Source organism: Rhizomicrobium electricum, from assembly GCF_011762045.1.
In the GTDB taxonomy this organism is placed as follows: Bacteria; Pseudomonadota; Alphaproteobacteria; order Micropepsales; family Micropepsaceae; genus Rhizomicrobium; species Rhizomicrobium electricum.
On sequence record NZ_JAASQS010000008.1, the window covers coordinates 270,615 to 282,959 of the forward strand.

Annotated in this window: 13 protein-coding genes; all 13 read left to right on the top strand. The window is 62.3% G+C overall.

Annotated elements, in window-relative coordinates; all coding sequences use genetic code 11:
- Positions 1–7 precede the first annotated feature (7 nt).
- The 13 genes from ruvA (at position 8) to folP (ending at position 12,296) form a co-directional block, all read left to right on the top strand.
- Positions 8–610, top strand: coding sequence for a Holliday junction branch migration protein RuvA (gene ruvA / locus FHS84_RS16955; protein WP_166936552.1), 603 nt, complete (start codon positions 8–10; stop codon positions 608–610).
- Positions 611–1,678 carry a Holliday junction branch migration DNA helicase RuvB gene (gene ruvB, locus FHS84_RS16960; protein WP_166936555.1) on the top strand — a complete coding sequence of 356 codons (1,068 nt, stop codon included), beginning with the start codon at positions 611–613 and terminating at the stop codon, positions 1,676–1,678.
- On the top strand, positions 1,671–2,108 hold the full coding sequence (gene ybgC, locus FHS84_RS16965) for a tol-pal system-associated acyl-CoA thioesterase (protein ID WP_166936559.1): 438 nt from the start codon (positions 1,671–1,673) through the stop codon (positions 2,106–2,108). Before ruvB ends, ybgC begins: the two co-directional genes overlap by 8 nt.
- A 91-nt stretch (positions 2,109–2,199) precedes the next feature.
- The gene (tolQ, locus tag FHS84_RS16970; RefSeq protein WP_166936561.1) at positions 2,200–3,072 is read left to right on the top strand and encodes a protein TolQ; all 873 of its coding nucleotides are present in this window, start codon (positions 2,200–2,202) and stop codon (positions 3,070–3,072) included.
- 1 nt (position 3,073) lies between these two features.
- A complete protein-coding gene (gene tolR / locus FHS84_RS16975; RefSeq protein WP_166936563.1) occupies positions 3,074–3,526 on the top strand; it encodes a protein TolR in 453 nt (150 codons plus the stop codon).
- Positions 3,527–3,632: 106 nt separating this feature from the next.
- A complete protein-coding gene (locus FHS84_RS16980) occupies positions 3,633–4,262 on the top strand; it encodes a hypothetical protein (RefSeq protein WP_166936565.1) in 630 nt (209 codons plus the stop codon).
- A gap of 17 nt (positions 4,263–4,279) precedes the next feature.
- Positions 4,280–5,602 carry a Tol-Pal system beta propeller repeat protein TolB gene (gene tolB / locus FHS84_RS16985; RefSeq protein ID WP_208393923.1) on the top strand — a complete coding sequence of 441 codons (1,323 nt, stop codon included), beginning with the start codon at positions 4,280–4,282 and terminating at the stop codon, positions 5,600–5,602.
- 114 nt (positions 5,603–5,716) lie between these two features.
- On the top strand, positions 5,717–6,226 hold the full coding sequence (gene pal, locus FHS84_RS16990; RefSeq protein WP_166936569.1) for a peptidoglycan-associated lipoprotein Pal: 510 nt from the start codon (positions 5,717–5,719) through the stop codon (positions 6,224–6,226).
- A gap of 126 nt (positions 6,227–6,352) precedes the next feature.
- On the top strand, positions 6,353–7,231 hold the full coding sequence (ybgF, locus tag FHS84_RS16995) for a tol-pal system protein YbgF (protein ID WP_166936571.1): 879 nt from the start codon (positions 6,353–6,355) through the stop codon (positions 7,229–7,231).
- 28 nt (positions 7,232–7,259) lie between these two features.
- Positions 7,260–8,273 (top strand): tRNA lysidine(34) synthetase TilS, encoded by a 1,014-nt coding sequence (tilS, locus tag FHS84_RS17000; RefSeq protein WP_166936580.1) that lies wholly within the window; start codon positions 7,260–7,262, stop codon positions 8,271–8,273.
- Positions 8,274–8,421: 148 nt separating this feature from the next.
- Positions 8,422–10,344 carry an ATP-dependent zinc metalloprotease FtsH gene (gene ftsH, locus FHS84_RS17005; protein ID WP_166936582.1) on the top strand — a complete coding sequence of 641 codons (1,923 nt, stop codon included), beginning with the start codon at positions 8,422–8,424 and terminating at the stop codon, positions 10,342–10,344.
- Between the two features lie 96 nt (positions 10,345–10,440).
- Positions 10,441–11,490 (top strand): site-2 protease family protein, encoded by a 1,050-nt coding sequence (locus FHS84_RS17010; RefSeq protein WP_166936584.1) that lies wholly within the window; start codon positions 10,441–10,443, stop codon positions 11,488–11,490.
- Positions 11,487–12,296 (top strand): dihydropteroate synthase, encoded by an 810-nt coding sequence (gene folP, locus FHS84_RS17015; protein ID WP_166936658.1) that lies wholly within the window; start codon positions 11,487–11,489, stop codon positions 12,294–12,296. Before FHS84_RS17010 ends, folP begins: the two co-directional genes overlap by 4 nt.
- Positions 12,297–12,345: the final 49 nt, after the last annotated feature.

A 12,345-nucleotide genomic window follows, 5' to 3' on the forward strand; every position in this document is an offset into this window, starting at 1 on the left:
AAAACCGATGATCGGCAAACTGACAGGTATCGTAGACACCGTGGCTGAGGATCATGTGATCCTCGATGTCGGCGGAGTTGGCTATCTGGTGCAGTGCCCGTCTTCGACATTGGGAAAGCTCACGGTTGGCGAGCGTGCCTCGCTGCTGATCGAAATGCGGGTTTCGGAAGATGCCATCCGCCTGTTCGGGTTCGTTACCGGCGAAGAGCGGGAGTGGTTCAGGCTGTTACAGAGCGTGCAAAGCGTCGGCGCCAAAGTGGCGCTCAACATCCTATCGACGCTGTCGCCCAAAGCTATCGGTCGGGCGATTGCGCTCGGCGACAAAGCGATGATCGGGCAGGCACAAGGTGTCGGTCCCAAGCTTGCGACCCGCATCGTGACCGAACTGAAGGACAAGGCACCAAACGTCATCCTGCGCCAGGAGCCGGGTGAAACGCTCGCCGTTCCGGCGTCTCATGGCCCCGAGGCCGATGCTGTTATGGCTCTGACGAAACTCGGTTATTCGCAAAGCGTGGCGGCTGAAGCGGTGGCCAGGGCCGGCCAGCATCTGGGCGAGGGTGCCGCGCTGGATGCGTTGATCCGCGAAGCCTTGAGGGCTATGGGTCGATAAATGGCCAAGCCGCCCCCCATTACCGAGACCAAACGCTATGTCGCCCCCGAGCGGTCCGAAGACGACGCGCTCGAATCCTCGTTGCGGCCGAAACGGCTTGCCGAGTTTACGGGACAGGCCCAGGCGCGCGAAAACCTCGCGATCTTCATCGAAGCGGCCAAGGCGCGCGGCGAAGCGCTCGATCATGTGCTGTTTTCAGGGCCGCCCGGCCTCGGCAAGACGACTCTCGCCCAGATCGTGGCGCGCGAATTGGGCGTGAACTTCCGCTCGACCTCCGGTCCGGTGCTGGCCAAGGCGGGCGATCTCGCCGCCATTCTGACCAATCTCGAACCGCGCGACGTTCTCTTCATCGACGAAATCCACCGGCTCAATCCGGCGGTCGAGGAAATCCTTTATCCTGCGATGGAGGATTATGAACTCGATCTCGTCATCGGTGAGGGGCCGTCGGCGCGCTCGGTGAAGATCACGCTGGCGCCCTTCACTCTGGTCGGCGCCACCACGCGGTCCGGACTCATCACCACGCCATTGCGCGACCGTTTCGGCATCCCGGTGCGGCTCAATTTCTATACCGCCGACGAACTGCTCGCGATTGTCGAGCGCGGCGCCCGTGTTCTGGGCCTTGAACTCACCACCGACGGCGCCCGTGAGATTGCCGGGAGGGCCCGCGGTACGCCCCGTATTGCCGGGCGCTTGCTCAAGCGGGTGCGCGATTTTGCGGCTGTGGCCAAGCATCCGGTGGTGGATGCCAAGATCGCCGATGCGGCCCTGACCCGGCTCGAAGTCGACCGCCGCGGCCTGGATGCCTTCGACCGGCGCTATCTGAAGCTGATCGCCGAAAGCTTCGGGGGCGGGCCGGTCGGTGTCGAAACAATTGCCGCGGCACTCGGCGAAGCGCGTGACGCCATCGAAGAGACCATCGAGCCGTATCTGCTGCAGCAGGGGTTCGTGCAACGGAGTCCGCGCGGCCGGATTCTGACCGCCAACGCGTTTACCCATTTGGGATTGCCGGCGCCGGCCCGCGATCCGTCCCAGATTGGTCTGTTTACGGACGAGGATGGCGATGCTTGAAGCGCGTGTTGAAGGCAAAACCTTCATCTGGCCGGTGCGGATTTATTACGAAGACACAGATCTTTCCGGCATCGTCTATCATGCGAATTATTTGCGCTATATGGAGCGCGCCCGGACGGAATTCTTCCGCAGTATCGGTTTGAAGGCGTCCTACCTCGAAGCGGACGATCCGGCCGCTTGGGCGCTGCGCAAGGCCGCAGTCGAATTCCTCCGTCCCGCAAAAATGGATGATGTCATTGAAGTACGCACCAGAGTTGTGAATCTCTCGGGTGTCCGGCTCGATGCCGATCAATCGATCTGGCGCGGGTCGGAACAACTCACGCGAGGGCTCGTTCAAGCTTGCATTATTTCTTTGTCAGGAAAGCCCAAACGCATCCCGCCGGAAATTCGTGACAAAATTCTGCCTTTCCTATCTGAAACAGTGGCTTAACATTGCCTGCGTAAGGATTGCCGCAAATTTGCTGAGCATTTTCCTGCCGCGCCCGGCATAATAACCGGGGGAGCCCAAAGGAACGCGTTCCATGAAAGTGTTGAGGGGTTTGCTGTCCGCATTTGTGGTGGTCCTGGCGATCGGCGTGACGGCGCCGGTTTCGGTCGCCGTAGCGCAGGAGGTTCCGCGAGCCGCGCCCACTGGTGCTCCGGCCGAGAGCGCGCCGCTGGCCGCTCCGACGCAGAGCGTCGACGTGTCGACCACCGCCATCGTGCCGAATGCGCGCGGGGTTTCGATCATCGACATGTTCATGCGCGCCGATCCGCTGGTGAAGGGCGTGTTCATCGTCCTCCTGCTCGCCAGCATCTGGTCGTGGGTCATCATCATCAACAAGGGATTGGCGCTCTCCGCCCTGGAACGCAAAGCGGGCCGGTTCGAGAAGGTTTTCTGGTCGGGCAAATCGCTCGATGAACTGTTCCAGCAGTTTGCCGGCACCAACGATCATCCGCTGACCGCGGTGTTCGTTTCGGGTGTCCGCGAATGGCGCCGGGCGTTCGAACATGGCGCACCGGGTCTTGCGGTTCTGTCGGGCACGAAGGACCGCGTCGAGAAGGCCATGAGCGTCACGATCAGCCGCGAGACCGATGCGATCGAAAAGAGCCTCGGCTTCCTGGCCACGGTCGCTTCCACCTCGCCGTTCGTCGGTCTGTTCGGCACGGTTTGGGGCATCATGAATTCGTTCACCGCCATCGCCGGCATGCACAACACCTCGCTCGCCGTGGTGGCGCCGGGCATCGCCGAAGCCTTGTTCGCGACGGCGATGGGCCTGCTCGCGGCCATTCCGGCTGCGGTTTTCTACAACCGGTACGTCAACGAGGTCGGGCGCTACGCCAACCGGCTCTACGCTTTCTCCGACGAACTGTCGGCCATCCTGTCGCGTCAGCTCGACGAGAAGGCGCGCTGAGATGGGGGCGGTTATTCCCTCGCCAGGAGGTGGCCGACGCGGCGGCAAACGCCGGCCGCTGGCCGAAATCAACGTCACGCCGTTCGTCGACGTGATGCTGGTGCTCCTGATCATCTTCATGGTGACGGCGCCGCTGCTTAATCCGGCCATTCCGGTCGATCTTCCTCATTCCAAGGCCCAGCCGGTCAGCGAAAATCGCGAACCCTTGTCGGTCACCATCAAGAAGGACGGCCGCATCTATCTCATGGACAAGCCGATCGCGGCCGAAGATCTCGTGGTGCGCCTGAAAGCCATCGCCGAGAACGGCGTCGAGGAGCGCATCTACGTGCGCGGCGACACCGCCGTTCCCTATGGCCGGGTAATCGAGGTTATGGGCATCCTCAATGCGGCGGGGTTCACCAAGGTCGGATTGGTGACCGGACCGCCGAAACAGAATCCCAATGAGACCAAATAGGGCGACAGCGGAACGGGCGGCTCCTCGCCTTGGTATCCTGGTTTCGATCCTGCTCCATGCCGGGCTGGTCGTCGCTCTTTTTGTGTCGTTTTCGAAGAAGCTCGATATGCCGTCCGACATGGTCTCGATCGTGCCGGTCGATCTCGTTACCGTTGCCGACCAGAACAACGTTGCACCGACGGTCAAAAAGGAGGACGTCACTCCTCCCGACGTTAAGCAACAGGAGCCGGAGCCGACGCCTGATGTGGCGCCGCCCAAAATCGATATTGCTCCTGACGTCACGCCGAAGCCGAAGCCGGAAAAAAAGACCGACAGCGAAAAGTTCGACATCAACGACATCGAAAAGCTGCTGGCCAAGAAGAAGCCCGCCAACGCCAAGGTCGCCCAGCGTACCGTACAAGGCATTGGTGCCGGTACGGCGATGACCGTCGATCTGATCACCTTGCTGCAAAGCGAGATCAACCGCTGCTGGACCCGGCCGGACTACGGCCCGCATCCGGAACGGCTGATCGTCCGCTACGAGCTGTTTCTCAATCGCGACGGTTCTGTCGCACAGGCGCCAAAATTGATGCCAGAATCGGCGGCCGCTGCGGCGGGCGATCCGTATATGCGGGCGGCGGCAGACGCAGGGCGGCGAGCCATTTACCAATGTGCCCCGTACCGCTTGCCGGCGGACCGGTACAATTTATGGCGTGATATTGTGTTTACGTTCGATCCACGAAGCCCCGTCGAATAGCAGGTCGGAGAATGGCGATGAAAAGACTGAGTCTGATGGTCGTGGCCGTTGTAGGGCTGGTGTTGAGCCATCCCGCATTCGCCGCGCTGCAGGTTGACGTCAACCAGGGCAATCTTCAGCCTCTGCCGATCGCCATTCCCGATTTCATTTCGGTGTCAGGTGCCCCTGCTGCAGGGCCCGCCAACACCGCCGCGATTCCGAACATCGCGCAGGTCGTGCGCGCCGACTTGGAGCGCTCGGGCTTGTTCAAGCCGCTGGATCCGAAGTCGTTCATCGAGCACATCAGCAACATCAATGTTGCACCCAACTTCCAGAACTGGCGGGTCATCAACGCCCAGGGTCTGGTGACCGGGCAGGCCACGCTGCAGCCGGACGGCCGGCTCCGGGTCGATTTCCGTCTCTGGGACGTCTACGGCGAAAGCCAGATGCTGGGTCTGCAGTTCACAACCCAGCCGGCCACTTGGCGGCGGGTCGCCCACATGATCTCGGACGCCATTTACCAGCGTATCACCGGCGAAAAGGGTTATTTCGATACCCGCATTGTTTTCATCTCGGAATCGGGACCGGCCCTGCATCGCCAGAAGCGGCTCGCCATCATGGACGAGGACGGCTGGAATTCGTCGTTCCTGACCAACGGCTTTCTGGTGCTGACCCCGAGGTTCAACCCTTCCGCGCAAATGATCGCTTATATGTCCTACGCCACGGGCAAGCCGCGCGTATTTCTGTTCGATCTCGAAACCGGCCGACAGGAGAAACTCGGCGACTTTCCCAATATGACGTTCTCGCCGCGGTTTTCGCCGGATGGCAATTTGGTTGCCATGTCGCTCGAAAGCGGGGGCAATTCCGATATCTACATCATGGACTTACGCACGCGGCAGACGCGCCGGCTGACGTATGATCCGGCGGTCGATACGGCACCGTCGTTCTCGCCGGACGGCAAGCAGATCGTGTTCGAGTCAGATCGCGGCGGCAGCCAGCAGATCTATGTGATGAATGTCGATGGATCCAACCCGCACCGCATCAGTTTCGGGGAGGGCCGACACGGCACCCCGGTGTGGTCGCCTCGCGGGGATTTGATCGCCTTCACCAGTGTCATGAGCGCCCAGTTCCGCATTGGTGTCATGCGCCCGGATGGCGGTGGCGAAAGACTGCTGTCCAATGGCTGGCAGGACGAAGGTCCTACATGGGCCCCGAATGGACGAGTTCTGATGTTCACTCGCACCGCCCAAGGCGGTCGCGGCTCTCAGATATGGTCTATCGATGTCACAGGTCGCAACCAAAGACGTGTTTCCACACCGGGAGATGCATCGGATCCGGCATGGTCGCCCTTGATCCAGTAGGTGTATTCTCCTTACAATCCGTCGACCGAGGGCGTATTGGGGTAGGTGCGAAAAAATCGGAGCGCGGAGTTCTCGCAGTCGGCACGCGCTTTTGCTTGAGGAGTTGGGATAACCATGAAGAATTTTGTTGTCGGCCCGATGGCCGTCGTCGCTTTGTCGCTGTTTGTCGCGGGTTGCGCGACGAAGGCTCCGCCGCCTCCGCCGCCTCCTCCGGCTGTTCAGCCGGCCCCGCCGCCGGCTCCTTCGATCGTGCCCGGCTCGGCGCAGGATCTGAAGGTCAACGTTGGTGACACCGTCCACTTCGAGTACGACAAATACGCCGTTCTCGAGCAGGACAAGGCGACCCTGCAGCGTCAGGCTGCGTGGCTCGCGAAGTGGCCGAACATCAAGGTCACGGTCGAAGGTCATGCCGACGAGCGCGGCACCCGCGAATACAACATCGCGCTGGGTGCGAAGCGCGCCAACGCCGTGAAGGAATATCTCGTCAGCCTCGGCGTTTCCGCTGCGCGCGTCGACACGGTGTCGTACGGCAAGGAACGTCCGGTCTGCACGGATTCGACGGAAGATTGCTGGTCGCAGAATCGTCGCGGCGTGACGATCATCGCGTCCGGCGCGAACTCGTAAGCTTCTTGCGAGCGCGTGTATCAGGGGCGCCGGCGACGGCGCCCCTTTGTATTTTGAGGGTTTCGCGGGCGTAATTTTTCCCGTGCCCCATTTATGCTTTAAGATGTCCCGGTTCGGGAGAGCGAAATGAATTGGCGATTGAGCGCCGCCGCGGCGGCATTGATGGTGGTCCTGTGTCCCGCGGGCGCGGCGAGCTACGGCTATCTGCATCCGATCGAGGTGCGCGGCCTGTTCGGCGAGAGCGACGAGGAAAAGGCCGCCCGGCTCAAGGCCGAGCAGCGTGAGAACGATCAGGACTCGGGTATTGCCGAAATGCGCCAGCGCATCAGCGATCTCGAAAACGCGTTGCGCCAGTCGACCGGCCAAAACGAAGTTCTGGCGCATCAGATCCAGGAACTATCCCTGCGCATCGACCGCCAGCAGAAAGACTTCGACTACAAGCTGTGCACCTTGGCCGCCCAGCAGCTGGGCGCCAGCACGGCGGCTGATGGCTCAGGCAATAGTCTTCCCTGCGATCCGAACGCGGCGGTTGCCACGCTTGCGGCGCCGGGCCACGGCGGCACGCTGGGATCGCTTCCGGTCGGACAGTCGGGGGCCGGGCCTGCCCCGGCAGCGCCGGCTTCGCGCAGTCAGTACGACGAAGCCATGAACCTTCTGGCTCGTGCCCGCTACGACGAAGCGCGCGCCGCGTTCCGTGCTTTTGCCGATGCCAACCCGAAGGACCCGATGGCCGCGCAGGCCGTCTATTGGGTGGGCAACATCGCCTTCGTGCAGAAGGATTATTCGGCCGCTGCGGTGGCATTTGCCGAGCAGATCAAGAAATATCCCTCCAACCCGCAGGGCGCCGAGAGCATGCTCAAACTCGGTCAGTCGCTGATCGCTCTGGGGGAAAAAGAGAAAGGCTGCGTCACGCTTGGCGCGATCAAAGGCAAATACAAGCAAGCCCCGGCAGGCATCCTCAGCCAGGCGCAAACGGTCCGCGCCAAGTCCTGCAAGGGCCAGTGACGATCTGACCACGGCGTTTGCCGATGCCATGACCGCATCGGGCGCGCCATGGCCCGCGGCTGTCGCGGTGTCTGGCGGTTCGGATTCCCTCGCGCTGATGCATTTGCTGCGCGACTGGGCCAAGGCGAGGGCGTTGGCGCCGCCGGTGGTTGTCACCGTCGATCACGGTCTGAGGCCCGAGGCAGCTGTGGAAGCCAAAAAGGTCGTGCGGTGGGCTCGGAAGTGCGGCCTTCAGGCCCATGTTCTCGCGTCCGAGGCGCCGCCGCCGATTGCCGATATCGAAGCTTCCGCGCGCAAATTGCGGTACCGGCTGATCGGCGCGTTCTGCCGCAAAAAAAAGCTCGCAGCCGTATATGTCGCCCACACCCGCGACGATCAGGCCGAGACCATCCTGATGCGATTGGCGCGCGGCAGCGGCGTCGACGGTTTGGCCGGTATGCGGCCATTGGCACCTTACCCCGATCCGGATTTCGCGGCGGTCTCGGTGGTCCGGCCACTGCTGGGCATCCAGCGTCACGCCTTGCGCGATCTTTTGCTCGCCCGCCGGCAAACGTGGATCGAGGACCCCATGAATGCCGATGCCCGCTTTGCGCGGGTACGTGTCAGGCTGGCATGGCCGCAGCTCGCCCCGCTGGGGTTGACGCCGGAGCGTCTGGCCGAGACGGCGATCCACCTCGCCCGTGCACGAGAATCCCTTGAGATTGTCTCCCAGGCGGTTCTCACGCGTGCCTGTCAGCCCTGCCGCGGGGGATTTGCGGTGGATTCCGCGGCGCTCGCCAGTGCTCCGCTGGAACTGGGGCTTCGGGCGCTTGCTAAAATCTTAATGACCGTGAGCCGCAATCCGTACCGTCCTCGGTTCGACCGGCTGTCGGCCTTGTTGGCGGCAATTACGGGGAATTCCCTTGGTGGAGGGCGGACTTTGCATGGGTGCCGCGTCGGGCCGGCGCCTAAGGCGGCGCGGCTTTTCGGGCCGGGAACCCTGCTGGTCGAAGCGGAAAAAGGCCGCAGCGGGCTTGGAAAACCTCGCTCCGGGGCCAAATAGGTTCTTAAAGGGCTTGCGGCATAATCTTGCCCCAGCCGGTTAAATTCCTTACCGTTTCTAAATCTGGCAAGGACGAAAAAACGGCCTATCTATAGGATAGTGTTTTTCCGTCTTGTCGAGGCCGCATGGCCACCGAGAAAGGACCGCCTTGAATAATCTCCGCAATCTGGCGCTGTGGATCCTCATCGCGCTTCTCTTGGTCCTCCTGTTCAATCTGTTCCAGGGGTCGAACAAGAGCACTCAGGCCCAGCAACTGAGCTACACGGCTTTCACCCAGGAAGTCGTCAAGGGCAATGTGCAGAAGATCACCTTGTCGGGTGACGAGGTGAAAGGCGAGCTGCGCAACGGCACCCAGTTCAACAGCATGGTGCCGCCCAACGACCAGACGATGTGGACCACGCTCAAGGAGCACGATGTCAACGTCACAGTCGCCAAGCCGGACGACGGCATGTCGCCGCTTCTGAATGTGCTGGTGTCGTGGTTCCCGATGCTGCTGCTGATTGCGGTGTGGGTGTTCTTCCTCAGGCAGATGCAGTCGGGCGGCGGCAAGGCGATGGGCTTCGGCAAGTCGCGCGCCAAGCTTTTGACCGAGCGCCAGGGCCGGGTGACGTTCGAAGACGTCGCCGGCGTCGATGAAGCCAAGGAAGATCTCAAGGAAATCGTCGACTTCCTGAAGGACCCGCAGAAATTTCAGCGCCTGGGCGGCCGCATTCCGAAGGGTGTTCTGCTCGTCGGCCCGCCGGGTACCGGCAAGACTTTGCTTGCGCGCGCCATCGCCGGTGAAGCCAATGTGCCGTTCTTCACCATTTCCGGCTCGGATTTCGTCGAAATGTTTGTCGGCGTCGGTGCCAGCCGCGTCCGCGATATGTTCGAGCAGGCCAAGAAGAATGCCCCGTGTCTCGTCTTCATCGACGAAATCGACGCGGTGGGCCGTCATCGCGGCGCCGGTCTCGGCGGCGGCAATGACGAGCGCGAGCAAACCCTGAACCAATTGCTGGTCGAGATGGATGGCTTCGAGGCCAACGAAGGCGTCATCCTGATTGCCGCTACCAACCGTCCTGACGTGCTCGATCCGGCGCTGCTGCGTCCTGGTCGTTTCGACCGCGAAATCGTCGTGCCCAATCCTGATCTCGCCGGTCGCGAGAAGATTCTGCGCGTGCATATGCGCAAGGTCCCGCTGGCGCCGGATGTCGATCCCAAAGTGATTGCGCGCGGCACGCCGGGCTTCTCCGGTGCCGATCTTGCCAATCTCGTCAACGAGGCGGCTCTCTTGGCAGCTCGTCGCGGCAAGCGCGTGGTGTCGATGAGCGAACTCGAGGACGCCAAGGACAAGGTGATGATGGGTGCCGAACGGCGCTCCCTCGTCATGCGCGAAGAGGAAAAGAAGAACACCGCCTATCACGAAGCCGGTCACGCCATCGTGGCGCTCAATGTGATTGGCTCCGATCCGATTCACAAAGCGACCATCATTCCGCGCGGCCGTGCCCTTGGCATGGTGATGCGGTTGCCGGAGCACGATCAGCTCTCGGTGACGCGCCAGAAGATGTACGCCGATATCGCGGTAGCCTTTGGCGGCCGTCTCGCCGAAGAGATCATCTTTGGCTACGACCAAGTCACGACCGGCGCGATCTCCGACATCCGTCAGGCGACGCGGATGGTCCGCAACATGGTGACACGCTACGGCTTCTCCGATGCGTTAGGCCCGATCGAGTTCGCCGAAAACCAGGAAGAGGTCTTCCTCGGTCATTCGGTGGCGCGTCAGCAGAACGTTTCGGAAGCAACCGCGCAGAAGATCGACTCCGAAATCCGCCGTATCATCGACGAATGCTACGAGCGGGCGCGGACCATCCTGACCGAGAAGCGCACCGACCTCGAAACGCTGGCCAAGGGCCTGCTTGAATACGAGACCCTGACCGGCGACGAGATCGTGGCGCTGCTCAAAGGCATTCCGCCGGTGCGCACGCCGTACGAGGAGCCAGAGCCGCAGCGCGGTCCAGGTCCCAGCGTGCCGCAGGCAGGTGTCCCCCGCGGGCCGGGCATCATCGCGCCGGAGCCGCAGCCGGGGCACTGAACGGACCTGCAACACGGAATCGAAAAGGCTCGGGATCTCCGGGCCTTTTCTTTGTTTCGGCCCCGCTAAGCGGCAGCGATCTGCTAGGCTTCGGTCATGACGGCTGCCGCGCCCCTCTCCGCAAAGCAGGCTCCGCTTCTGGCGGCGGCGCTGATCGCATTCGTAGCGGCGAGTGCGGGTATTACGATAGCCGTCTGGCATGCCGATGCGCTTCCGGACGTGCTCGCCCGGTTGGTGTCGCTCGTGTTTTTCCTCTTTATCGTGCCGGCCGAGGTGCTGGTACACGAGGGCGGCCATCTTGCCGTCGCCAAACTGCTTGGCTGGCGTGTGCCGCTTTTGTCGTGGGGGCCCTTCACCCTGCGCTTCGTTCCGTTGAAACTCGTTTATGGCGCTCCCGCATTCGGCAGCAGCGCAGCCGGCGCGGTGGTTGCCGTGCCGCCGGCCGGGCGGGAGAGCAATTGGGGTTGGGCTTTGCTGTCCGCGGGCGGACCGCTCGCCAATTTCCTATTGGCCGGTGCCGCAGGGATGGCCTCCGCCGCGGCTTCCGACACGCCACGGGCGCTGTTTCTCGTATTGGCCGTCATCTCACTGGCGTCTGGACTCTATAACCTCTGGCCGCGCGGCAGTTCGGACGGCGCTCAGCTTCTGAATGTGCTGCGATTCAAGAACGGCGATTGGCGCGGTCTGTTTGCGCGCCTCGTCGAACAAACCCTGCGCGGCGTCCGGCCTCGCGACTGGCCCGACTCATTGATGGTGGCCGTTCGGCGCCTTTCCCTATGGTCTGATAGTCCCGATCTCCAGCTTGCCGCCTACGCGTGGCACCTCGACCGCGGTGAAATCGGACCGGCCCGTGCCGCCCTTGCGCGCAGTGCTCGCGATCCGCAGATTTTTGCCGAACAGGCCTTCGCAGCAGCATGGTTCGATCGCAACGCGGCGGCTGCGGGCGCGCTTCTTGCGCGCACCGGCTGGAGCAGCCATAGCCTGATCTGCTATTGGCGGGCGCGTGCCGCGCAGGCGCTGATCACTGGCGAAACGACTGCAGCACGCGAGGCGCTGCGCAAGGGGCGCATCCTTGTCCGCGAAGGTCCTTTCGCCACCGCATTCGATGCCGATTGGTTCGACGCGATCGAAAAGGAGCTTCCGTGAGCCCGAATATTCTCGGCATTCTCAATGTCACGACGGATTCGTTTTCCGACGGTGGCAAATACCTTCAGATCGACGACGCGCTCGCCCATGGTTGTGCCTTGATGGCTGACGGTGCACACGGGCTTGATATCGGGGCGGCGGCTTCCAATCCGAAATCCGAGCCTGTGCCGCCGGACGTAGAGATCGCCCGGCTTGCGCCCGTCGTGGCGGCGCTTTCCCGCGAGGGCGTGCCGTTGTCCATCGACACCTTTTCGCCGGCCGTGCAACGCTGGGCGCTGGGCGAGGGCGTCGCCTATTTGAATGACATTCACGGCTTTTCTGATGCGTCGCTCTATCCGTTGCTGGCCGACAGCGATGCCAAGCTGATCGTGATGCACGCCGTCCAGGCCGAGGGCCGGGCCACCGCCGACGATGTTGCGCCGGATACCATCTACGACCGTATTCTGGAATTTTTCGAAGATCGTCTCGGTGCCCTGACGCGGGCGGGAATCGCGCGCGACCGGTTGATCGTCGATCCGGGGATGGGAATGTTCCTCGGGCGCCATTCCGAGTCGTCCTACGAGGTATTGCGGCGGATCGGGGACCTCAAACAAGCTTTCGATTTGCCGGTCCTGATTTCGGTATCGCGCAAATCCTTCCTGCGCGCCGGACGGCCAGCCGCCGAGGCGGGGCCTGCGACATTGGCTGCCGAACTCTTTGCATGTCACGCAGGAGCAGACTATATCCGCACTCACGACCCGGCCGCTCTGGCCAGTGGTCTCAAGACCTGGAATGCCATATTAACCGGTAACACAACGTCAACTTAACAAGCCGATTTTATTGGTATTATCCGGCTCGACCCAAATTCAGCGAGGG

Bases quoted from the DNA above. Each gene is read 5' to 3' on its own strand.
- ruvA (WP_166936552.1), top strand. From the start codon at position 8: ATGATCGGCAAACTGACAGGTATCGTAGACACCGTGGCTGAGGATCAT.
- ruvB (WP_166936555.1), top strand. From the start codon at position 611: ATGGCCAAGCCGCCCCCCATTACCGAGACCAAACGCTATGTCGCCCCC.
- ybgC (WP_166936559.1), top strand. From the start codon at position 1,671: ATGCTTGAAGCGCGTGTTGAAGGCAAAACCTTCATCTGGCCGGTGCGG.
- tolQ (WP_166936561.1), top strand. From the start codon at position 2,200: ATGAAAGTGTTGAGGGGTTTGCTGTCCGCATTTGTGGTGGTCCTGGCG.
- tolR (WP_166936563.1), top strand. From the start codon at position 3,074: ATGGGGGCGGTTATTCCCTCGCCAGGAGGTGGCCGACGCGGCGGCAAA.
- FHS84_RS16980 (WP_166936565.1), top strand. From the start codon at position 3,633: ATGCCGTCCGACATGGTCTCGATCGTGCCGGTCGATCTCGTTACCGTT.
- tolB (WP_208393923.1), top strand. From the start codon at position 4,280: ATGAAAAGACTGAGTCTGATGGTCGTGGCCGTTGTAGGGCTGGTGTTG.
- pal (WP_166936569.1), top strand. From the start codon at position 5,717: ATGAAGAATTTTGTTGTCGGCCCGATGGCCGTCGTCGCTTTGTCGCTG.
- ybgF (WP_166936571.1), top strand. From the start codon at position 6,353: ATGAATTGGCGATTGAGCGCCGCCGCGGCGGCATTGATGGTGGTCCTG.
- tilS (WP_166936580.1), top strand. From the start codon at position 7,260: ATGACCGCATCGGGCGCGCCATGGCCCGCGGCTGTCGCGGTGTCTGGC.
- FHS84_RS17010 (WP_166936584.1), top strand. From the start codon at position 10,441: ATGACGGCTGCCGCGCCCCTCTCCGCAAAGCAGGCTCCGCTTCTGGCG.